This is a genomic window from Pedobacter sp. HMWF019, from assembly GCF_003061025.1.
GTDB lineage: Bacteria > Bacteroidota > Bacteroidia > Sphingobacteriales > Sphingobacteriaceae > Pedobacter.
In genome coordinates, this window is the sequence record NZ_QAIL01000436.1 from 1 (window position 1) to 23,655 (window position 23,655).

Annotated in this window: 20 protein-coding genes and 1 tRNA gene; 7 read left to right on the forward strand and 14 right to left on the reverse strand. The window is 39.8% G+C overall.

Features of this window, described 5'->3' with window-relative positions; genetic code table 11:
- The first annotated feature begins 171 nt into the window (after positions 1-171).
- The 5 genes from DBR11_RS23035 to DBR11_RS23055 all read left to right on the forward strand — a co-directional run bounded on the left by DBR11_RS23035 (position 172) and on the right by DBR11_RS23055 (position 4,451).
- Complete coding sequence (locus DBR11_RS23035; protein ID WP_108554971.1) at positions 172-1,779, forward strand: sensor histidine kinase; 1,608 nt, start codon at positions 172-174, stop codon at positions 1,777-1,779.
- 1 nt (position 1,780) lies between these two features.
- Positions 1,781-2,530: a LytTR family DNA-binding domain-containing protein gene (locus DBR11_RS23040; protein ID WP_233260868.1), complete on the forward strand. Its 750-nt coding sequence runs from the start codon at positions 1,781-1,783 to the stop codon at positions 2,528-2,530.
- A 72-nt stretch (positions 2,531-2,602) separates the two neighbouring features.
- The gene (locus DBR11_RS23045; RefSeq protein ID WP_108554953.1) at positions 2,603-2,977 is read left to right on the forward strand and encodes a DoxX-like family protein; all 375 of its coding nucleotides are present in this window, start codon (positions 2,603-2,605) and stop codon (positions 2,975-2,977) included.
- Positions 2,977-3,711, forward strand: a complete 735-nt coding sequence (locus tag DBR11_RS23050; protein WP_108554954.1) for a DUF2071 domain-containing protein — start codon at positions 2,977-2,979, stop codon at positions 3,709-3,711. Before DBR11_RS23045 ends, DBR11_RS23050 begins: the two co-directional genes overlap by 1 nt.
- On the forward strand, positions 3,678-4,451 hold the full coding sequence (locus DBR11_RS23055; protein WP_199233931.1) for a class I SAM-dependent methyltransferase: 774 nt from the start codon (positions 3,678-3,680) through the stop codon (positions 4,449-4,451). The genes DBR11_RS23050 and DBR11_RS23055 overlap by 34 nt, the downstream gene beginning before the upstream one ends.
- A 473-nt stretch (positions 4,452-4,924) precedes the next feature.
- Here the strand turns inward: DBR11_RS23055 and DBR11_RS23065 are convergent, their stop codons facing one another.
- Positions 4,925-6,352, reverse strand: a complete 1,428-nt coding sequence (locus tag DBR11_RS23065) for an MFS transporter (protein WP_108554957.1) — start codon at positions 6,350-6,352, stop codon at positions 4,925-4,927.
- A 74-nt stretch (positions 6,353-6,426) separates the two neighbouring features.
- Here DBR11_RS23065 and DBR11_RS23070 point away from each other — a divergent pair, with 74 nt between their 5' ends.
- Positions 6,427-6,792, forward strand: a complete 366-nt coding sequence (locus tag DBR11_RS23070; protein WP_108554958.1) for a helix-turn-helix domain-containing protein — start codon at positions 6,427-6,429, stop codon at positions 6,790-6,792.
- 44 nt (positions 6,793-6,836) lie between these two features.
- On the opposite strand, the gene DBR11_RS23075 is transcribed toward DBR11_RS23070, so the two are convergent.
- From DBR11_RS23075 to DBR11_RS23135, 13 genes are all read right to left on the reverse strand, one after another.
- Positions 6,837-6,909: transfer RNA gene (locus DBR11_RS23075), tRNA-Lys, on the reverse strand.
- Positions 6,910-7,063: 154 nt separating this feature from the next.
- Complete coding sequence (locus DBR11_RS23080) at positions 7,064-8,458, reverse strand: RagB/SusD family nutrient uptake outer membrane protein (RefSeq protein WP_108554959.1); 1,395 nt, start codon at positions 8,456-8,458, stop codon at positions 7,064-7,066.
- 2 nt (positions 8,459-8,460) lie between these two features.
- Positions 8,461-11,508, reverse strand: a complete 3,048-nt coding sequence (locus DBR11_RS23085; RefSeq protein WP_108554960.1) for a TonB-dependent receptor — start codon at positions 11,506-11,508, stop codon at positions 8,461-8,463.
- A gap of 85 nt (positions 11,509-11,593) precedes the next feature.
- Positions 11,594-12,346, reverse strand: a complete 753-nt coding sequence (locus DBR11_RS23090) for an SDR family NAD(P)-dependent oxidoreductase (protein ID WP_108554961.1) — start codon at positions 12,344-12,346, stop codon at positions 11,594-11,596.
- Positions 12,347-12,355: 9 nt separating this feature from the next.
- A complete protein-coding gene (locus DBR11_RS23095; RefSeq protein WP_108554962.1) occupies positions 12,356-13,639 on the reverse strand; it encodes an MFS transporter in 1,284 nt (427 codons plus the stop codon).
- Positions 13,640-13,657: 18 nt separating this feature from the next.
- Positions 13,658-14,530 (reverse strand): alpha/beta hydrolase, encoded by an 873-nt coding sequence (locus tag DBR11_RS23100; RefSeq protein WP_108554963.1) that lies wholly within the window; start codon positions 14,528-14,530, stop codon positions 13,658-13,660.
- A gap of 26 nt (positions 14,531-14,556) precedes the next feature.
- On the reverse strand, positions 14,557-14,898 hold the full coding sequence (locus DBR11_RS23105) for a cupin domain-containing protein (RefSeq protein ID WP_108554964.1): 342 nt from the start codon (positions 14,896-14,898) through the stop codon (positions 14,557-14,559).
- Between the two features lie 6 nt (positions 14,899-14,904).
- On the reverse strand, positions 14,905-17,046 hold the full coding sequence (locus tag DBR11_RS23110) for a heparinase II/III family protein (RefSeq protein ID WP_233260869.1): 2,142 nt from the start codon (positions 17,044-17,046) through the stop codon (positions 14,905-14,907).
- Positions 17,047-17,099: 53 nt separating this feature from the next.
- A complete protein-coding gene (locus DBR11_RS23115; RefSeq protein ID WP_108554966.1) occupies positions 17,100-17,843 on the reverse strand; it encodes a FadR/GntR family transcriptional regulator in 744 nt (247 codons plus the stop codon).
- Positions 17,844-17,927: 84 nt separating this feature from the next.
- On the reverse strand, positions 17,928-18,833 hold the full coding sequence (locus DBR11_RS23120; RefSeq protein WP_108554967.1) for a LysR family transcriptional regulator: 906 nt from the start codon (positions 18,831-18,833) through the stop codon (positions 17,928-17,930).
- Between the two features lie 108 nt (positions 18,834-18,941).
- On the reverse strand, positions 18,942-20,681 hold the full coding sequence (locus tag DBR11_RS23125; RefSeq protein ID WP_108554968.1) for a DUF4091 domain-containing protein: 1,740 nt from the start codon (positions 20,679-20,681) through the stop codon (positions 18,942-18,944).
- 192 nt (positions 20,682-20,873) lie between these two features.
- Positions 20,874-21,728, reverse strand: coding sequence for a hypothetical protein (locus DBR11_RS23130; RefSeq protein WP_108554969.1), 855 nt, complete (start codon positions 21,726-21,728; stop codon positions 20,874-20,876).
- 231 nt (positions 21,729-21,959) lie between these two features.
- On the reverse strand, positions 21,960-23,264 hold the full coding sequence (locus DBR11_RS23135; RefSeq protein ID WP_108554970.1) for an NRAMP family divalent metal transporter: 1,305 nt from the start codon (positions 23,262-23,264) through the stop codon (positions 21,960-21,962).
- A 180-nt stretch (positions 23,265-23,444) separates the two neighbouring features.
- Between DBR11_RS23135 and DBR11_RS23140 the strand changes: the two genes are divergently transcribed.
- Positions 23,445-23,655, forward strand: a 211-nt coding sequence (locus DBR11_RS23140; RefSeq protein ID WP_146186636.1) for a TetR/AcrR family transcriptional regulator, incomplete at its 3' end; no start/stop codon positions are given.

Below are 23,655 nucleotides of genomic sequence, written 5' to 3' on the forward strand. Positions count from 1 at the left end.
ATCAAGTAGTGAATGCAAGAGAGTGTAATCTATAAAAATTTGAATCACCTGGCTTTAATTCAAATACGGCACAAAACAACACATCTGCTAGTTCAAACACCGCCTTTCCTGTTTTATGGTTGTAGTTTTGCTATTATTGCTTCAAGTTTGATGAAAATCGAACTTAATGTTATGAAAAAAATCTTCTTTATCTTTCTCAGCTTCTTTATTGCACTATCTACAGTACATGCGCAAAAAGGCATCAACTTTTCTCGCAATTACACTGCTGGTGGAAAACTACTCATGTCTGTAGATAGTTCAGCAAAAAATGTCTTTTACGCAAATGTGTTCCCCAATCAGCCTCGCACGTCATTTAGTTATTTACCTGAAGTCAACAATGTAAGTATCCAGGTCTATTTTAGGAAAAATATTAATATACAGTATTATCGGTACACAATTTTGGTTGATAATAACCCAATAGTGGTCAACAAATCGATCAACATAGCTCAGCTAAAAGATGTCAACAGAGGGGACGAAGAAGTATTCCGTTCTACAACACTTGGCACTTTCGCTATAAAAGGCAAAACTATTACAACATTAGTCTACAGCATCGAGAAGCCTCTTGATATTGACAAATCTGTTTTTTACGGGAAGCCTATTCCCAAAGCAAAGATCAAAGGCTTTTCAAAGCGTTTCGCAACTGACAAAGGCGTTGATTACAGCTGGATAACAGACCCAAAAGAAAAAACAAAGCTTACTTTTACTAAAAAAGACGACGAATTCACCATTGTAAAAGATAGGTCTGATATTGATTATCTCTACTATACCTCAATAAAAGACAAGCAAACAAATAAGATAATTTTCGAATCAACTGCCTGGCAATATGGTGGTCTAGTTGAAGAACATGAGTTTTTACCTTATGTAAGGATCGATAAGAGCATTTTCAAAAAGTCGGGAGATTATGAAATTATCATTCAGCCATTGATTAAATGGACTGGATGCATGGATTGCAATTTCACACCAGAAGACATAGAAAGGTATACAACCAGACATACTCTTTCTATAACATTAGATGAAGAAAACTATACCAAAAAAGAACTTTTGATATACACGCTTATTATAGCTTGTTCTATTGGATTGGTCTTTCTTGTTATCCTTTACTTCATCAAAAAGAGAAACAGAAAAAAACTGACAGAAAAAGAGCAGCAAAAAGATATTGCGAAACTCAAACTTAACTCCATTCGCTCCCAATTAAACCCTCATTTTCTGTTTAATGCACTTTCTGGCATTCAAAATCTGATGAATAAAAACGAAATAGACCATGCCAATAAATACCTTTCTAAATTTGCCCGATTAACTCGTAATGTGCTTGATGATAAAGAGTTGATTAATTTGTCTCAAGAAAAAACTTTATTAGATGATTATCTACAAATGGAGCAATTGCGGTTCGGCTTTAAGTATGAGATTAACCGCTCCGAAGATCTAGATAACATAGAAATACCAAGTATGCTGCTACAACCTTTTGTAGAAAATGCAGTGAAGCATGGCGTATCGCAAAAAGCAACTGATGGGAAAATTATGATCACATTCGTTAGGCAAGCAAATGATTTGGTATTAACTGTTACTGATAATGGAAATGGATTTGACACAGAGAAAAAGAATACCGGTTTGGGGCTGCTACTAAGTGATAGTAGAATAGCCCTGTTAAATGGTATTTATAAGGAAAATCGCTTTACTTTAGTTAAACAATCAACCACTAACGGCACGAAGGTAAGCTTAACATTAACTGATTGGCTGTAATATGATGAGAGCAGTTTTAATAGATGACGAAATTTCCAACTTAGAAAACCTACGGACTTTGCTTGAAAGGCACTGTCCGCAGGTAACTATAATCGCAATAGCGCAAAATGTAAATGATGCGGTTGATGTGGTTGAAAAATATTTACCTGATCTAGTGTTTCTGGATATTCAAATGGGCGAACAAACAGGTTTTGATGTGCTAAAACAGCTTCCAATACGTAATTTTGAAATTGTTTTTGTTACTGCTTACGACCAATATGGGATACAGGCTGTAAAATCTGCCGCCTTAGATTATCTTTTAAAACCCATTGATATTGAAGAATTAATGAATGCGGTATATAAAGCAGAACATAAATTGGTAACACAAATACAAACTTCGCAACTTGATTTTTTATTGCAACAATTAAAAAAGCCTGAAGCGAACGTTAGTAAAATTGCCTTACAGATGCAAAGTGAAATAAGATATGTTACTTTATCAGAAATTATACGTTGTGAAGCAGACAATACTTATACGCACTTCTTCCTTTCGAGTGGAGAAAAAATACTGGTTTCTAAATCACTTAAAGAATATGCAGATTTACTGCGGCCTAATGGATTTTTAAGAACTCACCAAAGCCACTTAGTAAATCCAAAATACGTAAAGAGCTGGCTAAAAGAAGACGGTGGCATTCTACAGTTGATGTCTGGCGAAAGAATACCCATTTCCAAGCCCAACAAGGACACCGTAAAACAAGCCTTGCAGCAGCTCTAAGTAAAAAGGAGGTTTTTGTTTGTTCTGAGTTGTCGCAGTTAAAAGCATGATTAATAAGTTAAAAATTCAATAATGCATAAGATACTAAACTACTGTATTGCCGTCATTTGGGCAATTAATGGCTTATTCTGTAAGGTGTTGAACCTTGTTCCAAGGCATGAAATGATCGTTTCAACCATCTTAGGCAGTGAACATGCGAGATTACTTACATCGATAATAGGAATACTGGAAATTATGATGTCTATATGGATTCTAAGTAGGTTTAAAAGTAAGTTAAATGCTATAACACAGATAATTATTATTGGGACCATGAATACGCTTGAATTTATTTTTGTTCCTGAATTATTGCTGTGGGGCAAATTCAATTCTATATTTGCAGGTATGCTAATTTTGACGGTTTACTATAACGAGTTTGTTTTTAATAAAAAGAGTACTCAAAAAGCCTAATGTTTTCATTTCTAAAGAACCATCCGTTTGCTGTTGAAGCTTTTTTTGAAAGCTCGCTTGTTTTGACATTTGCGGTTCCAAAAGTTCAGCTCCAAAATCTTATCCCAGAATGTTTGCAGCTAGATATATTTCAGGATGAATGGGCATTTGTAGCTGTCGCGATGGTACAAACAAAGGCATTGCGGCCAAGAGGCTTCCCAAGAGTTATGGGCAATGACTTTTGTCTAATCGGTTACCGCGTATTTGTTCGCTATACCAATAGCCGTGGAAAGAATCTGCGTGGTTTATATATCCTAAAATCCGAAACGGATAAAAAGAAAATGGAATTTATGGGTAATATCTTTACCCATTATAAGTATACAACAACAGATATCAACAAAATTGAGCAAACAAACACACTGGAAATAGCTTCAATTAAATCAAAATTCAGAATGACTGTGGGAAAAGCTGAAGAAGTACCTCTACCAGAACATTCACCATTTAACGATTGGAAGGAAGCAAGAAAGTTTGCAGGTCCATTACCGTTCACTTTTACATATAACCCACAAACTAAAGAAGTTTTAATTATTGAAGGTGTAAGGGAAAACTGGATACCAAAGCCAGTAAAAGTTATAGATTACGATTTTGAATTTTTACGCGTATTGAACTTGAGAAATCCCATATTGGCTAATGCCTTTATTATTGAAAACATTCCATATTATTGGAAGAAAGGAAAAACGGAACAATGGAGCTAGAAAGAAAAAGTTTTCAGGGCGTTTTTAATATTTTAAGTTTCAACCGACATTTTTATGTACTGGGATTGTGTGCTTTGGCATTATTAATTATTAGCCATGCCACAATTGAATTTTCAGATCAGGTGTTTTGGATAATAGTAATAGCATTTCTTTATGGCCTGATCATGCCTTTGATCGTTTCGGCTTACGTATATGATTTTTCGGGATATTATAATTTTCATTGGCTTAAAAATTCTGGAATAGATCCCAATGCAAGAAGCATCGTGAATATCAACGCAGGATTTGATGAAACAAGCTTTATTATTAAAAGCAATTTCCCACAATCGGACTTAAAAGTATTTGACTTCTATGACCCGAAAAGGCATACCGAGCCTGCTATTATCAGAGCCAGAAAAGTTAGTTTGACTTACCCAAATACGGTTGAGATAAAAACAAGCATAATTCCGTTAGAAGATAATTCAGTGGATATTATTTTTCTTCTATCTGCTGCTCACGAAATCAGGAATTACAAAGAGAAGGTAGTTTTTCTAAAGGAATGCTACCGCATTTGCAAGCCAAGCGGAAAGGTAGTTATGATAGAGCATTTAAGGGACTTCCCAAATTTTTTAGCCTTTTCTATCGGGTTTACACATTTTTTTTCAAGATCAACTTGGAAAAGTGCTTTCATAAAAGCAGGTTTCGGAACTTTTGATGAAACCAAGTTTACACCTTTCATGTCTGTATTTAATGTTGAACCTTAAGCCACCACATCATCATCGACAGAATGGAAATTCATATTACAATAATAGGGTTCATCCTCATTCCTCTTTCAATCATTCATATCATCTTTCCTAAATATTTCAATTGGGATAAAGAATTTAGTGGATTAAGTTTAATCAACAGGCAGATGACTTATGTTCATACATTTTTTATTGCTTTAATTATCTTGTTAATGGGCATTTTATGCTTAACCTCGGCAGAAGAGCTTATTCAGACTCATCTTGGCCAGAAAATATCCTTTGGACTGGGCATATTTTGGGTGCTCAGATTATTTATCCAGTTTTTCGGATATTCTTCGGTGCTATGGAAAGGTAAATTATTTGAGACAGCAGTTCATATCTTTTTCATAGCTATGTGGGGATATATGAGTATAATATTCTTTGCCGCATATTTTAATTGATGGAATACAATATATCTTGGTCTTAGATCGGTAATGCCTGTTCAATAAAACCCGTTATGATTGAGGTCGATTTATACCTGCGGCTCCAGCTTTCCTTTCAGGGAGTAATACTAAAAATAAGCCGACTAAAACCAATAGGAACATATTAACAAACATGGCCGTTTGATATGCTTTTAGATAAGTAATGATAGAAGGGGTTTCGCTAGCCAGGTAAAAGAATAAACCGCCAATAACCCCAATACCGAGCGCAATAGCGGTTTGCTGAAACGTGGCATAAGTCCCCGAAGCAGCACCGGCAAATTTTGTGGGTATGCTTTTTAATGCCATTGTCATTAGTGAGGGAAGTACGGAACCGCAACCCAGCCCATATACAAACAAAACCGGATAAGCTGTAATTCTGTTGATGTTGACAGAATCAAATACAAGGATGTGCAGCCCGCTGGAAACAATCATGATCAGAATACCGGCCTGCAATACTTTTTTACCATATTTGGGTACCAGGTGAATTGAAATTAGCGATGCTACTACAAAACCAAGTCCCTGCGATACAAAGAACAAACCAGCCTCTGTAGAACTAATGCCAAAACCTGTTTGCAGCAGGATGACATTGAGTAGAAAATAAGAATCTTGCACCATAAAATAAAACAATACCGCACAAAGTGCGATGTTAAAATCTTTGAAAGCAAACAGTTCCATATCAATAAGTGGAGATTGTTGCCGGCGGAGTTTTTGTTTCTGATCATAAATAAACCAAATTAACAATGGTATTGATGCGGCGATGCAAAGTAAGCTCCAAGCTGGCCAACCCAGTTCCCGCCCACGGATCATGGGATAGATCAATGCCATTAAAGTTAGTGTGAGAAGCAGAACACCTGAGTAATCAAATTTCTCTGTAGTCAGGTTGCGCTGCTTGGGCAGGAATCTTATTGCAAACAAAATAGAGGCTACACCCAGCGGTACATTAATTAAGAAAATGAGACGCCAACCTGCTACAACAAAATGCAGATCAGGTAACAGACCGCCTAAAAACTGCCCGATAACAGAGGCCATACCCGCAATACTACCGTAAATGCTAATGGCTTTAATGCGTTCTACCGGATCTGGAAAAAGTACCTGGATATAAGAAATGCCTTGGGGAATCATGAAGCCTGCGCTTATGCCTTGCAGCATACGGGCTGTATTTAGCTGGAAAGCCGTTTGAGAAATGCCACAAAAAGCAGAAGCAAGCGTAAAGGCAATCATTCCTAAAAGGAAGACTTTTTTCTTTCCGAATTGGTCGCCCGCCCGGCCTCCGGTAATTAAAAAGGCAGCATAACCAAGCAGGTATAGGGCAATAACGAGTTGAATATCTCCGTCAGAACCATTGATACCTTTACGTATAGAGGGCAGGGCTACATTAACAATGAAAATATCAATCACCGCTAAAAAAATAGAAGATGAGATAATTGTCAATAAAAACCATTTTGAAATTTGTCTGTCCATTTTTAATTAAATTAGCCAACAAAAGTGAAGTCTTTTAAACAGGGCCACAAGTAGTTTTAAAAAGGATACCAGGTATGAAAAAAGATACGAATATTGAAATGCAGCCATTTGTGAAAGAGGAAACTGGTGAATATAACTGTCCGATGACAAAAGTACTCCGTATTATAGGTGGCAAATGGAAGCTATTGATCCTGAATGCCATTTTATTGGAATGCCCTAAGCGTTTTGGAACACTTAAAAAGATGATGCCTGATATTACACAGGCTACACTTACCGCACAGCTGCGTGAACTGGAGCGCGATGGCATTATTTTACGTACAGCTTATGCTGAATCGCCGCCAAGAGTAGAATATAAATTAACTGAGCTTGGCTTAACTCTGGTTCCGATAATTGATTTGATAAACAAATGGGGAAATAGCTATTGTGTGAATAGTAAGTGAATTACATAAATAAAAAAGCCCCACATTTCTGTGAGGCTTTTTTGTGATCCCGCTGGGATTCGAACCCAGGACCACTACATTAAAAGTGTAATGCTCTACCAGCTGAGCTACGGAATCTTTCTCCTTTTGAAGAGGTTGCAAAGATAGAAAAATTTAGCTGTCATGTTAAAATTATTTTAAAAAAATATTGCTCTATTGTGCTTTAAACCTATTAATTGTTTAATTTCTAGTGTTTTGTGTTATCGTTTTTTATTTAACATGACAGCCTTTATTAATTAAAACCTGGGTTTTGTGTAAGATTGCCTTTACTTAAATCAATTTCTGTTTGTGGAATTGGGAATATAAGCCTGTAGGCTGGTACGTCTATGCTGGGATTTCCTGTTTCGCTAAGGTAGGCTTTCAGTATAGAAATAGTGGTGGCCTGATCCATTCGCACCAAATCATACCATCTCTGGTTTTCAAACCCAAACTCCAATCTTCGCTCTTTAAAGATCAAAGCTCTTGCATTTTCTTTTGATCCTAAAGAACTGAGGTTGTAAGAACTTGCATTTGCCCTTATTCTGACTTCATTGAGTGGTTGTAATACGGTATCATCAGGTGTTGGCTGGATTTCATTGGATACTTCAGCATACATTAATAGAACATCAGCAAAGCGGAGCACAGGAAAATCATTTCCGGCATCTCTTTGTGGCGCTGTTGGATCCAGGAATTTTGTACACAAGCCATTAGCTGAATTGAAGGTACTGGCTTTTCTTACGTCTGCAGGTTCAAATAAAGCCTGATATGGAATTGAAGCTTTGACATTACGGGCATCTCCGTTATTGCTGTATTCGTATGAAAAGGAATTACCTTCTCCATTTGCACTTGCTTTATAGCGAACGGCAAATACAATTTCCTTGCTCATTTCTGAAGCTGTGCTAAATATCGCGGCATAATTTGGATTGAGCTGGTAGGTATTGCCTTTATAATTGGCACCTATTAATGGCTCCAATTGCGCTTTAGCCAGATCATATTCTTTTAGGGTCAGATAAACCTTAGCTAGTAAAGCCTGGGAGGCGCATTTAGTGACTCTGGCCACTTGCGCGGTTGGCCAGCTGGCCGGGCAGTTGTCTACAGAGGTTAGTAAATCCGTTTTGATTTGCTTGTATACTTCGGTCTTGCTGATGCGTTTAAATTTTTCGAAATCATCAAAGTTAATTGAAGCCGTTAGGAGGGGAACATCACCATATAGTCTTACCAGGTTCAGATACAGGAGTGAACGTATGAACTTGACTTCGCCCTCAAAGTATTTTTTCTTTACCGGATCGGTTACTCTGTCCAGGTATTTAAGCACGAGATTGCAACGGGCGATGGTATTAAAGGAACGCTGCCAAAAATCCAGGAGAAAAAAGTTGGAAGAACCATCCCTGAAAAATTTGATAGCTCCCCAGTCTCCTTCAAGAGATACACCTGAGGTATTGTCTGCCTTGATTTCTGTGAGCTTAAATTCTATGTCATACACTTTCTGGAGTCCATCATAACAGGCAATCACACCGGTTTCTACTTCGTCGGTGTTTCGGTAATAATTTTGTTCTATCAGGTTGGATACTGGTTTCTCATCCAGAAACTTTTTGCAACTGCCTAAACTTACTGTAAGTATTAAGGCAATGAAGATCTTCGTTTTCATAATTAAAAATTAGCATTTACACCAAATGTGATATTTCTGGTTACCGGCGCCGCACCGCGCTGATAGCCATTTTTAAGGGGATCATCTGTATATTCATTTACGCCCTCAGGGTTATAACTTGAATAGCCCTTGGCGAATTTGTACCATAGATTGGCCGCAGATACATAGATTCTTAAATTGGAGGCTTTGATGGCTTTCATCACTCTATCTGAAAAAGTATAACCTATATTAACGTTCCTGAGGACAATAAAAGAAGCATCTTCTATGGCATAGCGGCTTTCTGTTTTATACTTTGTTTTGGCTTGTAAAGCCGTGGGAAGGGAGAGGTAGGCGGAAGTTCCGGTGGCGGAGAACTGGGTTTCATAGTAGTTTGGATCGGCATTAAAGACACTTGCACCATGCGAACCCTGTAATACAAAACTCAGGTCTATATTTTTATACTTTAGGTTGTTGGTTAAGCCCCAGGTAAATTTAGGGGTTGGTTGTCCTAAAACAACGCGGTCCTGATCATTGACCACGCCGTCGCCATTGATATCACGTGCAATTATCCGGTCGGAATGCACATTGGTAGGCCAGTAATTTCCACCAACCTGGATGTCGCTGTCATACTCATAGCCATAAAACTGAACCAATGGGCTGCCCACCTTTGCGATAAAGTAATTGGGTCTTTTTGGATCGCCAACGCTAATGATGGTGTTGCTGTTGCCGATGTTGTTTACTTTATTCTTGTTGGTGGCGCCGTTGGCACTCACATTCCATTTCAAATTATTCTGGTCTATAATTTTAGCGTTCAATTCAAACTCGAGCCCTTGGTTTTGTACTTCTCCGCTGTTTACCCACACTCCGCTGCTTCCGGTGATGGTATTGATCGGCAGAAAAAATAAGAGGTCTTTGGTGGTGGATTTATAGGCATCTACTGTAAGTGTAAACCTGTTTTTTAGAAAAGCCATATCTACGCCACCATTAAAACTGAAACTCCTTTCCCATCCTAAATTGGGGTTATCGTAAAAACTGGAGTTAAAGCCTAAGCTGGTTGCATCACCTAAAATAGCGCCAACGGTATTTACATTGGCATAAGCTTTATAGTTTCCTATGTTGTTGTTGCCAGTTGCTCCATAGCTTGCCCGGATCTTCAGGTCGTTAATAAAAGCTCCTTTAGTATAGAAATCTTCATTGCTGATTCTCCAGCCCAGTGAAGCAGAAGGGAAGTAGCCCCATTTGTTGTTAGCACCGAACCTTGAACTGCCATCCCATCTGGACCCGATAGAGATGAGGTATTTATTGTCGTAGGCATAGTTTGCCCGAAAGAGGGCGGAGGCCAATGCATTGTGTTCTTCTGTAGTACTTAAAGCACTTAATGTTCCTGCATTTAGCGTAGGAATATCGTCTGTAGCAAAGTTGGTGGCTGCAGAGTTGCTGTTACTGATCTTTGTGGATTGTACCGTGAAACCTGCAATCACATTCAGATCGTGTTTGCCAAAGCTTTTGGTATAGTTCAGGATGTTTTCATTTAAAAGATCAACAGTTTGTGTATTGGCCAGTGTACCTTTGGTGGAGGCTTGCGCTACAGCACTTCCTTGTAAATTAGGGTCTCTGGTTGCCCAGGATTTCTGAAAGAATTCTGTGCTGGAGTTGCTGATAAATGCGCCGCCTGAAACTTTTAAAGAGAGTGCGTCAGAAAAATTATATTGTACATTGGCATTGGCCAGTGTTTTATAGGTATAGGTAGTGTTTTCAATGCCAGCAAGATTGGTGTAGCCATTGTTATTGGCTGTAGCAGAAAGATTGATTCCTTTATATTTAGGGTTTGTAGAGGGATCAAATGCACGCTGGTTAACTATAGCGCCAACCGGTAAGCCGGTATATTTTGAAATGGTGTCTGTTGCACATAAGGGTAGCCAGGTTGCGAAGGAGCGGAGCAGGTCATGTAGTTTATATGTTGGGGTATTTTGAGCTGTATAAGAAGGGGTGAGGCTGATGCCGATCTTCCATTTTTTATTGGGGGTTATGTCGATATTGGCTTGTCCGCCATATCTTTTATAGTCGTTTTTCAGGATAACACCTTTATCATATAGAGCTTCTCCAGAAACATAGTATTTTACGGTTGGGCTACCACCACTCAGGTTAACCTGGGTATTTTGGAACAGGCCGGTCTGGAACACAATATCTTGCGGATCTGTTGGGACATCAAATTTCTGTGCGGCAAGGATTTCTGGCGATAGTTTTCCATTGTTTACTGATTTGACATGGTCTGCCCATTGGGATAGCGTTGGAAAATCCAAACGGCGATACACGCTTTTAAATCCAGTGGCATTGTTAAAGCCAAAAACAGTTTTACCATCTTTACCAGATTTTGTGGTGATGAGGATGACACCATTGGCGCCTCTTGAGCCGTATATGGCTGCTGAAGCCGCATCTTTTAACACCTCTATACTTTGTACATTGTTCATGTCTACGGCAGAGAGATCTGTTGGAACAGGGTAACCATCAATAACAATGAGTGGGTTTGTCCCTGCTGTTATAGAGGCTGCACCACGGATTTTAATGACTGGGGCAGCACCGACTGTCGCATCGGTGGTTTGAATTTGTACACCTGCGAGTTTGCCTGCCAGTGCCTGGTCTGCCCTGGCTACCGGGATCTGATTCAGGTTGTCGTTGTTTAGTTTGGCTACTGCACCAGTTACCGAAGATTTTTTCTGTGTACCATAACCAATAACGACTACGGTTTCCATGGTATTCTGAAGTTCCAACAGGGTAATATGGATGGTTTCGTTCTTTGCAGCTGTATAAGACTGGGGCTGATAACCGAGGTAATTGATCTCCAGTACTTGTCCAGGTTCGACAGTGAGGGTAAAACCACCGGAAGGATCTGTTACGGTACCTTGTTTGGAGTTTTTAACTTTTACAGAAGCGCCTGGTAAAGTTGCCCCGTCCGATGTTTTAACAATACCCTGAACAGTAATCTTGGTTTGGGCATATACCTGCTGCTTTGACAAAAAACAGCACAGTACGGCAAGCAAAATGCTCTTAAAGTAAACTTTAGCATTCATAATGATTAGGTTTATATTGGTTAGTTGTGGTCTGGCGAGGCGCTATTTTAATTTGGGGCTGCAAGCTCATGCAACCCCTTTGTATTTAGGAGAAATTCAATCCCCCGTTGATGTCGATATTGGTTCCGGTGAGGTAGCTGGATTCAGAAGAGGCGAGATAAACCACCAGGTCTGCCACTTCTTCTGCCGTACCCTCTCTTTTCAGTAAGGTAGCATTGGCTACATTTACCCGTGCTTCGGGCTTACTGAAAGTATCATGAAAAGTGGTGGCGATCATTCCGGGAAGCACAGCATTGACGCGGATATTCTTCGGGCCAAGTTCTTTTGCAAGGGCACGGGTATAGGTCATGACACCCCCTTTTGCGGTTGCATAAGCACTTGCACCTGGACCTCCTCCATCTCTTCCCGCGAGCGAAGAAAGGTTGATGATGGAGCCGCCTGATTCCATAGAGGGAATGGTGGCTTTGGATACGAGAAAGACACTTTTAAGATTGAGGTCCATCACCTGATCCCAGAAGGCTTCGTCGAGTTCTGCCGTCGCTTTTCTGGCGACCATACCGCCGGCTACATTGACCAGGATATCTATTTTGTTTCCAAAGGCCTTATGGCTTTCCGCAATCAATTGTGCTATATCTGCTGATTTGGTCACATCACCTTTTACAATGATGGCTTCACCACCATCTTTTTTAATCTGCTGGAGAGTTTCGTTGGCGTTCTCTATATTGCTGTTGTAGTTGACCACTACTTTAGCGCCCTGTCTGGCCAGTTGTATGGAAACAGCTCTGCCAATATCTCTGGATCCACCGGTTACAATTGCTACTTTGTCTTTTAAACGCATATTCATAAATTAAGAATGTATTTTTTTTGAGGTTATATATTTAATACAAATCCAGGTGATGGGTACGAGCACTGCGGCAAGTACAAAAAAGGATACATAACTGGTTTGAGTGATGACGGGAACTGCCCAGGTGGTGAGTAGGGTGCCTGCTACTGCGGCTGTTCCGCCCATTCCAGCTATGGTTCCTACATTTTTACCATTAAAATAATCGCTTGGTAAGGTTTGTAAATTTCCGATGAGGAATTGAAAACCAAAAAGAGTAATGCCAATTAAAACCATGGCCAGGCTGGGCCTGTCTTTTAAAGTATCTAGAAAGTATAGAATGGCTACGAGCGCCAGAAGCATTAAAAAACAGCCAATAGCAATGGCATTCTTTCTCGCTTTAACAGCAGGTACGCCTATTTTGATTTGATGCGAGGAATAATACCCCCCCAGTAAACTACCTGCGGCGGCAAAGAGATACGGCAGCCAGGTAAAGGCGCCAATTTGTTTAATGTCAAAAAGAAACTGTTCTTTCAGAAAAGTTGGTAGCCAGGTTACAAAGAGCCACCAAACCGGGTCAATGAAGAATCTGCCCATAATGATGCCCCAGGTGTTTCGAAATTTCAAAAGTTCTTTCCATCCAAGTACGGGCGCTTCTTGGATTTGTTTTTCGGATCCTGGGTCTGAATCCAAAATATGGTTACGTTCCTTTTCTGTAAGCCAGCTGTGTTTTTCTGGTGTTGCTTTATTGATGAATAACCAGGGGATGATCCAAATCAATCCAAGCCCTGCGATCAGTACAAAAGTCATTTTCCAGCCATAAGCAACATATAACAGTGCTATAATAGGGGCGGAGATCACGGATCCCAGAGAGGCTCCGGCACCGAATATACCCTGGGCAATGGCCCTTTCTCTTGCGGGAAACCACTCTGCATTGCTTTTTGTGGCGCCTGGCCAGTTCCCGGCTTCGCTAAAGCCAAGCATAAACCGAAAGAGGTTAAAGGAAAATAATGATTTGGCAAAGGCATGTAATGCAATAGAAATACTCCAGCCAATAATGGATAGGGTCATCCCGATACGTGTGCCCACAGCATCCATCAGTTTTCCTGTAATGGTTTGCCCCAGTGCATAAGCAATCATAAAAAATGTAGTGAGGAGTGCCAGTGCACTTTTATTATCTGCGTCGGCAATTCCAAAATCTTTGTAGATATAGGGCCACATGATATTGATTGCACTTCTGTCGATATAATTGATCACTGTTGCCAGAGCAATCAGCGCAATAATATACCATCTTAATCCTTTGATCTTCATGTTGCTCTTTTTCTGTGTTTAAAGGCTTATACTATCTAAAAAGGCCATGATCCTTCTGGTCAGTTCCTCATCGTCTTCTTTAGAGAATTTACCGTGTAAACCTCCTTTAACGGTCATGAATTCGCATTTAACCCCCAGTTCATCATATTTGGCCTTTAGGGCTACAGATTCCTGATAAGGGACAATTGGATCTGCATCTCCATGCACAATGAAGGTTGGCGGACTGTTCTTTTTAACCTGGTACAGCGGAGATACGGATTTAATAAATTCGTGATCCTTTGCCTTGTCACCCAGCCAGCTCGTTGCAGAGGCGCTGGTTTTATAAGGTCCATAGGCCCAGTCCCAAACATCTGTGATCCCAAACTTGTCAATAATAGCTGCTACTTTGATGTTTTTTAAGCCTGGACAATTGCTGTCGAAGATTGGATTGTTTTCCAGCAAGCCGCCCATAAGGGCAAGATGTCCACCGGCAGAGCTGCCCATAATCACGATTCTATTCACATCTATATGGAATTTTTTGGCATTCCTGATGAGGTGGATCAAAGCGCATCTGGTATCTTCAACAGCAGCTGGTGCAGTTGCTGTTCCGGTTAAACGATATTCTATGTTGGCTACGGCATAGCCTCTGTTAAAGAATGCCGAAAAGCCGGTCTGTGATTCTTTAACGCCCTTGTTCCAGCCGCCCCCGTGGATATTAATGACCAACGGACTGCCTTTTTTCTGCGAAGGAGGAAGGTAAAGGTCTAATTTTCCTTCCCAACCATTCACAGAGGTGTACACCAGGTTTAACTGTTCCGTAAAACCTTCCGGGTAACTTACTTTCTTAAATTCCTGGGCAATACTCAGCTGCCCCGCCCATGTTAGGCAGATCATTAGAAATATGGTTTTCATCTTAGCTTATATTTATATTGGTTAGTTTAGCTTTTAAGGAAGTCTTCCCGGTGTGGACTAAATACATCAATCAATACACCAGGTTCGATACAGACACATCCATGGATGACATGGGGCGGAGCATAAAAACCATCTCCTTTTTTTATAATTTTCTTTTCGTCACCAATGGTCATTTCAAAAACACCACTTTCTACAAAAGTAACCTGTGCATGGTAGTGCTCATGAAGTACACCCACGGCCTCTGCTTCAAATTTGGCCTTAACCAGCATGATATTGTCATCGTATCCAAATATTTGCCTCTGGATACCGTTTCCAAGATCTTCCCAAGGTGTTTCTGATTCTAATTGAAATAAACTGCTTTGTAACATAACCTGTTATTTAAATTCTATGAAATTTTCTTTGTTTGTATAATTGATCTGGTAATTGTATAAACGATCCTTTACTTTAAAGGAGACTTTTACCTGGTTTTTATCTGTATTCAGAAGTTTTAGATCACTCACCAGGCTTGATGCTCCTGTGGTGGTTTCACTTACGGAATTCACTTTGCCATGTGTTTCTGTAACACTGAAAAAGGTTTGCTGTTTTACATTTTCCTGAGAGAACATAAAAGCTTTACTTTCTATTAAACTCAGGTCGGGATCATTGGCCCCAAGGGAAAGCAATTTTACCGTTGCAGGTGCATCTGTGGCAAAATGAGTGGTATAAAATCTTTTGTTATGGAGTATAGTGATATAACCATCTGTCTTGTCCAGCTTTTGTGCTGTATTTAACCAGATGTGCTGATAGCCATTGTCTGTACCCAGGGCCTGTAGATTGTTACTTACCGCTTTGTATTTGAAAGAAGCATCAACCAGATGCCCTTTGTACCAGAAGGGAAGATCATAGTGGTGAGGCTGATTTGAAACCGCTTGAAAAACATCGATCAGAAGTGGTTTTTCTAAACCTTGTACTTTAATTAATGCCGATGTTCTGATCATTTCTACACCTGGATAGGCATGAGTTTCTTTCGCACTTACAACCTGCAGGTCCTTGCTGTTGTTGAAATATAAGATTTCAGCAGATTCTAATTGTGCCTTTTCTGCACTGGCTTTAAAATCAGATTGCTGATCTACCACTAAAGTATTGTGGGCAACCGTCTGTTTGGCCCAGGTTTTATTTTCCAGCAAATAATCGCCGCCTTTCTTGGTTTCTATATTGATAAATCTTGCCGCACCATAGTCTGGAAATATTTCTGTCCCATTGTCATAATACAGCAGGTTTAACCGGTCAAAGTGGCCATGGCCCATTCCCTGTGAAGCTGCTTTGATCAAAACGCATTGCTGGTCTTCATTGTTGCCATACCTTAACAAAGCGATTCCGCCTTCATCGCCATTAGCGCCGTCTGTGATCAATTGTGGGGTATAGACAAATGGTTTACTCTTCCCGGCTGCAACATCGGCAGCAATCTTTAAACCTGCGTCGGATATAATGACCTCTCCTTGTTTTTGTGCGATGTCCAGCAATTGCGGTTCCGCTTTAATATCTGCATAAGCGATATCTGTACCATACACCAATTCTGCTGATTGATAGGTTTTATCTTTTATCGCATCATTGACAGGAAAGAAAGTCCCATCGGTATAGGTGAGTTGCAGGGAGGTATTTATGGCTTTAGACAGCAATTTGTTCCGGTATTCAAATATTTTTAATTCTGGCTGATAATTGTTAATCGCCTTTGCAAAGATAACAAAAGGGAGCAGGGCATAACGCTGATAATAGGGGCCTTCCGTATAATAACCATCGGGAGAAAACAACTGATCCAATTGTTTGAGAAAACCTGTTTTTCCATCTTTATTAGAGCCTTTAATGGCCATTTGAACGTATTCTGGTTTATTTAATACATAACCCGTCATGCCTACAGCTGCGATATCCCAGGTTCCATGGTTATGGATCCAGTCAAAAGTCTGTTTACAACCTACGGTAAAAAACTGTAGCATGGGCATAAATAGGTGGTTCTCGATGGTTGCCCGGTCTGAAGCAGGGATGGCATCGTAGGCCATGTCGTAACCTTGGATGGTATACACCTGCCATACAAAGTCATTCAGGCTCTGCCAGAATATTTTTCCGCCTTCATGGCCTTCTTTTCTTTTAGGATGTAAAGGCCATTTTTCATACTCCTGGGCATACTTAAGCAGGATATTTTTGATGTAATCAGCATATTTTTGTTCACCTGTAATTTGATAAGCAATACCGCAATTTAATATATTAGTGTAATTCCTTTTATGCTGTTCATGGCTAAATCCACCGCCTCCATCTTTTGGCAAAGGCACACTGATAGGGGTAAGTAAGGCTTTATCGGCATCTGCCTGTACTTTTTTATAGGATTTTTGAAGTAAAGGGTAATCCATTACTCCCTTTTTAAGAGCGGGCAAATTAGATTTAGTGATCATAATGGCCGGATGAACCTGCGCTCGCAGTGTTGCAGCCGAAAATATAAGGCAAAAGGAGTACAGTACCAGCTTGTTAAAGTAGTTCATCATTTTAAATGGGTATAGGTTATATTAAAATAATACTTATTGTATCATGTGCGATGTCAGTCTGTTTTGGGTTGGATTAACTGGTTTGCTTTATAGCCTGCTCTGCTGATTTGAAACATATCATTCAGGTGTGCTGCTAATGCATTCTCTGCTGCATCAATATCCTGTTCTTCTATGGCTTTTAAGATGCTTCTGTGTTCAGGAATAGCTGCCTTGCCACGGTTTTCGCCGCAAATCTTATTTTCAACAATGTTTTTAATAAGATCGGGGATCAGAATAAGAATCATGGATTCTATGACGGAATTTTTAGAGGCTTTGGCTATTTTGATGTGAAAAAGCATATCTTCTTCTACAGCATCCATTCCACTGTTGATCTTATTCTCATAATCTGAAAGGGCTTCCTTTAAATTCACCAGATCTTCTTCGGTACGGCGTTCTGCAGCGAGTTTTACAGCATCGAGCTCCAGGTAATAACGGGCTTCCAGAAGAGCGTTAAAATCTTCTTTGTTGAATTTGATCACATCAGTAATGATGCTGTCCATCACTTTGATGCTTAACCCCGCTACATAGGTGCCGCTTTGAGGATTGGTTTTTAACAGTCCATAAAATTCCAGCTTTAAAATGGCTTCGCGAACATAGCTTCTTCCTACACCAAATTTCTCGGCAAGAACTCTCTCTGCGGGTAAGCGGTCACCGGGTTGTAACTGACCTGAGGTAATTAACTGTTTTAACTGACCAATGATCTTATCAACCGGCGATTCTACTTCAATAGATTTAATAGTTTCTATAAACGACTTCATACAATATTTGGTTTACCAATTAATTGGTAAACCAAATCTAAGTATTAAAACATAAAATCCAAGAAATATTTAATATTTTAATTTTTAATCTTTTACCATAGCCATTTCTTTTTCAAAGACATCCTTGATCAGCTGGATCTCTTTGCCGTAGATGGTTCCTTTTCTACACCCAAAATGGAGTGTGTTCTCAATTTTCTGCCTGCCTTCCCAAATGAGTTTAACTTCGCCCAGGTCAATTTCCTTTTTACAGAGGAAATCTGGTATAATGGCTAAACCTCCACCTGCCGTTAAACAGCGTACAATGGAGTTTAGGTTAGGAACAATATAATTGGGTTTAAAATCGGGGCGTTTGGCGAAGTTGGCGTGCCAGAAGCGGATGAGGTGTTCCATATCACCGGTAGTTCCATACCATTTTTGTTGTTTCAGCCACTTTTCCAGTTCTTTGATATCGCCGTCTATAATTTCTTCAAACCCAGAGGTGTCTGTCGTTTTCCCTGCAACGAGTACAATGGTTTCTTTAGAGAATGGTTTATACTCTATATTTTTGTTGTTGTCCTTTTGTGGTGTAATGATCAGATCTAGAACGCCATTGTCTAAATCGCTGATCATTTGAGGGTATTCACCGAATTTGATGATGACGTTGAAGGGGAGTTCAGGGAGATAGGGCTCCAGTGTAATTTGAAAAGTTTCAAAACACATCCCTATGCTGATGGTGGGGGTGTCTTTTTCTGTGCTTTTATGGAAATGTTGTTCTGCCTCTTCCAGTTTACAGAGGGCTTCTTGTATAAAATTATATAAAATTTTACCCCTTTCTGTGGAAACCATTCGACGAGAGGTTCTGTCAAATAATTTATAGCCTACATAAGATTCAAGTGAGCTTAGATGTAAGCTTACTCCGGGTTGCGAGATGTAGAGGGATTCTGCTGCACCTGTAAGTGTGCCCGTTTCGTAGATTGCCTTAAAGGTTCTGTACCATTCCAGATTTACCATATTGATCTATTATAAATAGAATACAAATATAGGACTAATATCATTTTTATGAGTCATAAACAAGTAGTGTTTATCTGGTATAAACACTACTTGTTTATGGATTCAATTTTATAGGTTCAGTAATGGCTTAACCTTTTTTAGCATTTGATCGGCTGTGGTTGTCCCTAAAGCTTTTATTTCAAAAATTTCCAAGGCCTTATTGAGTTCTTTTAGTTTTTCACCCTGGTTGTTTTTTGAGTACATTGCTTTTAATTGTTGTATTTTTTCAAAATCCTGGGCACCTTCTATTAACTTTTCAAATCTGATAGAGCTTAGCGGACCGGGGTACACCTGATAGGTGTCTCCTGCTGGCCATGCTGTGAAACGGGTATCCACTAAAGGATTCTTTGTCCAGCTGTTGTAAGCCCACCGTACATAACCATCCATGTTTTTATGTGCAGTGTACCAACCCATCCAAACACTTTCTGCTGGTGAGGAGAAGCTAAAGGCATTAGGATAAGGCTCGGTACAGCAGGTATACCATGTGCTAATTTTGCCTTGTTCCTTCCGCTTTTGTAGCATTGCTGTCGGGAAATCCCATCTCGAAGCGATGCAATAGTTGTCTATGTCTTTTTCTATCTCGTTGTGGTATTCTCCTGCCAATGCAATTTTCCAGCTCTTATCAGTTTCTTTTAATAACTTGATCACCGCTTTCATGGCCTCCATTGGTCTTTCATCCATTGCAATATAGGTTTTGCTGAACCAGCCCTTTTGTTTCAAATGCTTTGTAAAGTCTACAAGCATGGTTTTCCAGAAATTAATATAGGTTGACGTGCCAATGGCATCTGTAAAAACAGCCTCCTTTTGCAGATTTTCGTCGTAATAGCTAAAGGCGATTTTCCAGGGCACCATACTGTAACAATTGATACGTTCGTTAATTCCACATTCCATTACAAAAGCAATATATTGGTCAAATAAACTATAGTCGTACGTCCAGCTGCCATCCTTTTTCTTGGTCCATTTAATTAAACTTGGATAATCGTCATAGGTTTGATGGCCCCAGGGTTCGTTAACAATACTTGCTGTAATGGTTTTTTGCCCTGCATCTGCCAGCATCTGATAGTATGCTTTCATTGCTGAAAAATGTTCTTTGCTCCACAACGGTAATTTATGAACGCGTGCGATAGCTGCCGGGTGTTGCCATAAATCTAGATCGTAATGCCATTTGCCCGGGGCAGGCAGCGTTTTATTCAGTACTTCTATGCTTATTGGTAAGTGGTAGTCCTTTTCTCCTTTTATTTGGATGAAGCCCTTATAATGGCCAGGAGAGGTGTTAGAAGGTATTTTTACACTTACCCAAATTGGTTGTGTGTTGTTTTTTTGCAGTGGAGTAGCGCTCAATCTGCTATCAATGGCATCTGCAACATAGGATGAATCGAAATCTTTTGCTTTACGGTAACCACAGCCATCTCTGAATTCGTCAGTGATCACATATTTTACCATTCCTGCGGCTATGTTTTCTTTTTTGAGGAGATGACCTTGCTCATCTTTTAAATCGTAAAGCTTTATGCTGATGTTGCTCAGGTCTTTGTTTGTCCATAACAGCAATTGGGTATGAATTTTTTCGCCTCTCCAGGCTTTTGTGTTCCATACTTTTTCTACATCTGTTCCTGGGGGCAATTCTCTTGCAAAACGGGTATTGGATGAACCAAAACTTACATTTAATCCGTCGGGTACTTTGCTCCACTGGTCATTAATAATTTGCGTGTTTAATAATGGTTTCTTTTGCAAGGCCAAACTTGCATCCTGAGCTTTAACATTACTTAAGTACAAGCAGCAGGAAAGGCAAATAAAAAAAAGAGGTTTCATAAGCCTAAGTTAATTATTACAGGGTAGGCTTTATCTTTTTTAAGATGGCATTTGTTGCGCAATCGTTTGATTTAACGTGATGAGCGCTATGAATTGAGAAGATAAGGTGCTGCAAGCGAAAATCTATGTGATACATGTAAGTTCGAAATCTTGATAAGACAGGTTTTTCGAACTTACATGCTTGCAGATATATTAAAGTGCAGCCAGTTTAAAATTACTGAACCCAATGCGGGCATCATGACCTAATTTAAAAGGGGCACTGATGTAAAAATATTTATTACCAGTGCTTTTTAGAAACATTGGCGTGTCCAGAACTTTAACTTTATCCAGATAAACTTGTGCTGTTTCGCCTTTTACCAAAATAGCGATATGCATTTTTCCGATGGCGTAGCCAGCTAGCGGGAAGTCCAGTGTATTGTTGATTTTTGTTTCACTGCTGGCATTGTTGATCTTCCTTCCTGAATAACTGATTTCAGTGCTCATAATCCCGTTGTCGTTATAGGCATCAGAGATGAATTTAGTTGGATTATTATCATGTGAAAAACCAAAGTTCATGTTGCCCAAATCGTCTGTGTCTGTATTGCTATGGGTAGCTATATCAAACTCAATTGTGAAATTTGCAGGAAGTGCTTTGTCACTTTTCAATTTATAAGTGGTATATTGATTTAAGCTCAACCATTGACCATCCAGGGTCTCAAATTTTTCTACTGAGCCCGAACCACTTGTTTTCCATAACCTGGCCATATTACCAGTGGCATCAGCAGAAAAGTTATCTTCCAGGATCAAGGTTTTTCCGGGGGTAAAATTGTAAGATAAGGCGGCCTTCTCAAAAAACTTTTTGTCATTGTCTGATGTACCTGCAGTCTGTGTAGTTCCATTAGGTCCGGAGGAAGCTTTCTTTCCAGCTAAAATATCATCAACTTTTTGATCAACTGTAGAGTTAACCTTGTCCTTTAACTTTTTGAAGAATTGAGCATGTACAGGCTGAACAGCACAGGAAAGCGCTATCCCACTAAAAAGTGTTAACGCTAATTTTTTTGTTTTCATAGATTGGATGTCTGTTTTTTCTGCGAAATTAATTCTTTTTTGGAATCTAAAGGTGTTCGTTAAAAAAAATATACGGTTGTTAGTATGATAGCCTTACAAAGGCAAGAAAGAAAATAATCCAGTCTGCACCATACCGGTCTGCACCCAACGAAATATGTTTTCATGATCGAGCTTCAGAATCTGTAAGATTCAGTGAGATCAGAAAACATATTTTTAAACAATCAATCAGTGTTATTGCCCCAGGGTAAAAAACATAGCCACTGCTGCAGCACCCATAGCAATGAAAGTGAACCATAGCAGGAATTTGGAGAGATAACCACTTTTAAACTCACCCATTATTTTTTCACTCGCCGCTATTTTGGCAATTAAGAAAAGTAAGGGGACCGCTGCAACGCCGTTTAATACGGCTGCATAAACCAGGGCTTTGACGGGATCGATACCGACAAAATTGATGGTCAAACCAATTAAGGTTGCTATGGTAATTACGCCATAAAAACCATGAGCTCTTTTCAGTTTCAGGTTAAGTCCAGACTTCCAGCTGAAAGCTTCTGCCACGGCATATGCTGCAGAACCAGAAAGTACCGGAACGGCTAGAAGCCCAAGCCCGATAATCCCAATGGAAAAGATCAGTTTTGAGAGATAGCCTGCATGTGGAAAGGAGTGGACCAAGGGCTCCAGGGCTTTAGCCGCGTCGGCTGCTGTTTTTACATCACGAACACCACTATTGTGCAAAACAGTTGCACCAACCAGTAAAATGGACCAGGTTGTAATTTCGGAAACGATCATGCCAGTGCCGTTATCAAGCCTCATTTTATGAATGTGGGACCAGCCAATATTCGGCTTTCCGTTTTTAAAAAGATGTTCTTTCTTTTCTTCCTCTACCTCCTGAGAAGCTTCCCAAAAGAACATATATGGAGAGATGGTCGTTCCTAACACCCCCGTGATGATGAACAGGAATGCAAAGTTAAATTCAAAATGGGGTGTGACTGTTGCCCTTAATACGGTGCCCCAGGGTTGGTCTACAATAAACACAGTGATAGGGTAGGCTAGCAGGGCAACAGCGAGCCATTTTAATATACTGGAATACACCTGATAGTTGGTAAAGATTTCCAGAACAAGAATGAAAACGGTAAAGAAGAGCGTTAAGATTACAAAAGGGGCAGAGGGAATCAGTAATTGTGCGGCAGCGGCCATTGCTCCGATATCAGCTCCTATATTTATCGTATTTGCCACTACAACCAGTGCAACTACAGTATAAAGTACTGTTTTACTATAATGGTCTTTGACAACTGCTGCAAGGCCCTTACCTGTTACTAAACCAATTCTTGCACAAGCCTCCTGTACCGCAGTCATAAACGGAAGCATATATAACGCAGTCCACAACTGACCGTAACCAAACTGAGCGCCCGTTTGGGAATAAGTTGCTATTCCGGAGGGATCGTCATCTGCGGCGCCAGTAGTAAGGCCTGGACCAAGCACACTGAAAAACTTTCTGATCTTATTAAACTTGCCGTTCTTGGTGGGGTTCCGTTTCATAAAGAAAGATAAATAGGCGTTATAGACATATAATTAAAGATAAAGTTTTAATTCACTTCATCCCATTTCTTCGTAAAATTTAATTAAAGACTGTACTCTAAATTAGAACAGAGCGCTATTATTAAATATATTTCATAAATAAATGAATATTCACTTATATTTGTTCGTTAATTCATAAATATGAGAGCGAGAGATATTGATAAAGAGAATCTGGTTAAAAAAACAGCGATAGAGATTATTGGAAAGGGAGGCTTTGAAAAATTTAGTATAAACAAGCTCGCCAAAGCATGTGGCATTTCCGTGGCCACTCTTTATATATACTATAAGGACAAAGAAGATCTTCTTTCATCTCTGGCTACGGAGTTGGGCAGGAAGATGGGAGATGCTATGC

Coding starts and splice junctions, on each gene's coding strand:
- DBR11_RS23040 (WP_233260868.1), top strand. CDS start 1,781: ATGATGAGAGCAGTTTTAATAGATGACGAAATTTCCAACTTAGAAAAC.
- DBR11_RS23045 (WP_108554953.1), top strand. CDS start 2,603: ATGCATAAGATACTAAACTACTGTATTGCCGTCATTTGGGCAATTAAT.
- DBR11_RS23070 (WP_108554958.1), top strand. CDS start 6,427: ATGAAAAAAGATACGAATATTGAAATGCAGCCATTTGTGAAAGAGGAA.
- DBR11_RS23115 (WP_108554966.1), bottom strand. CDS start 17,843: ATGAAGTCGTTTATAGAAACTATTAAATCTATTGAAGTAGAATCGCCG.
- DBR11_RS23095 (WP_108554962.1), bottom strand. CDS start 13,639: ATGAAGATCAAAGGATTAAGATGGTATATTATTGCGCTGATTGCTCTG.
- DBR11_RS23125 (WP_108554968.1), bottom strand. CDS start 20,681: ATGAAACCTCTTTTTTTTATTTGCCTTTCCTGCTGCTTGTACTTAAGT.
- DBR11_RS23135 (WP_108554970.1), bottom strand. CDS start 23,264: ATGAAACGGAACCCCACCAAGAACGGCAAGTTTAATAAGATCAGAAAG.
- DBR11_RS23100 (WP_108554963.1), bottom strand. CDS start 14,530: ATGAAAACCATATTTCTAATGATCTGCCTAACATGGGCGGGGCAGCTG.
- DBR11_RS23085 (WP_108554960.1), bottom strand. CDS start 11,508: ATGAATGCTAAAGTTTACTTTAAGAGCATTTTGCTTGCCGTACTGTGC.
- DBR11_RS23120 (WP_108554967.1), bottom strand. CDS start 18,833: ATGGTAAATCTGGAATGGTACAGAACCTTTAAGGCAATCTACGAAACG.
- DBR11_RS23080 (WP_108554959.1), bottom strand. CDS start 8,458: ATGAAAACGAAGATCTTCATTGCCTTAATACTTACAGTAAGTTTAGGC.
- DBR11_RS23065 (WP_108554957.1), bottom strand. CDS start 6,352: ATGGACAGACAAATTTCAAAATGGTTTTTATTGACAATTATCTCATCT.
- DBR11_RS23090 (WP_108554961.1), bottom strand. CDS start 12,346: ATGCGTTTAAAAGACAAAGTAGCAATTGTAACCGGTGGATCCAGAGAT.
- DBR11_RS23110 (WP_233260869.1), bottom strand. CDS start 17,046: ATGATGAACTACTTTAACAAGCTGGTACTGTACTCCTTTTGCCTTATA.
- DBR11_RS23035 (WP_108554971.1), top strand. CDS start 172: ATGAAAAAAATCTTCTTTATCTTTCTCAGCTTCTTTATTGCACTATCT.
- DBR11_RS23105 (WP_108554964.1), bottom strand. CDS start 14,898: ATGTTACAAAGCAGTTTATTTCAATTAGAATCAGAAACACCTTGGGAA.
- DBR11_RS23050 (WP_108554954.1), top strand. CDS start 2,977: ATGTTTTCATTTCTAAAGAACCATCCGTTTGCTGTTGAAGCTTTTTTT.
- DBR11_RS23130 (WP_108554969.1), bottom strand. CDS start 21,728: ATGAAAACAAAAAAATTAGCGTTAACACTTTTTAGTGGGATAGCGCTT.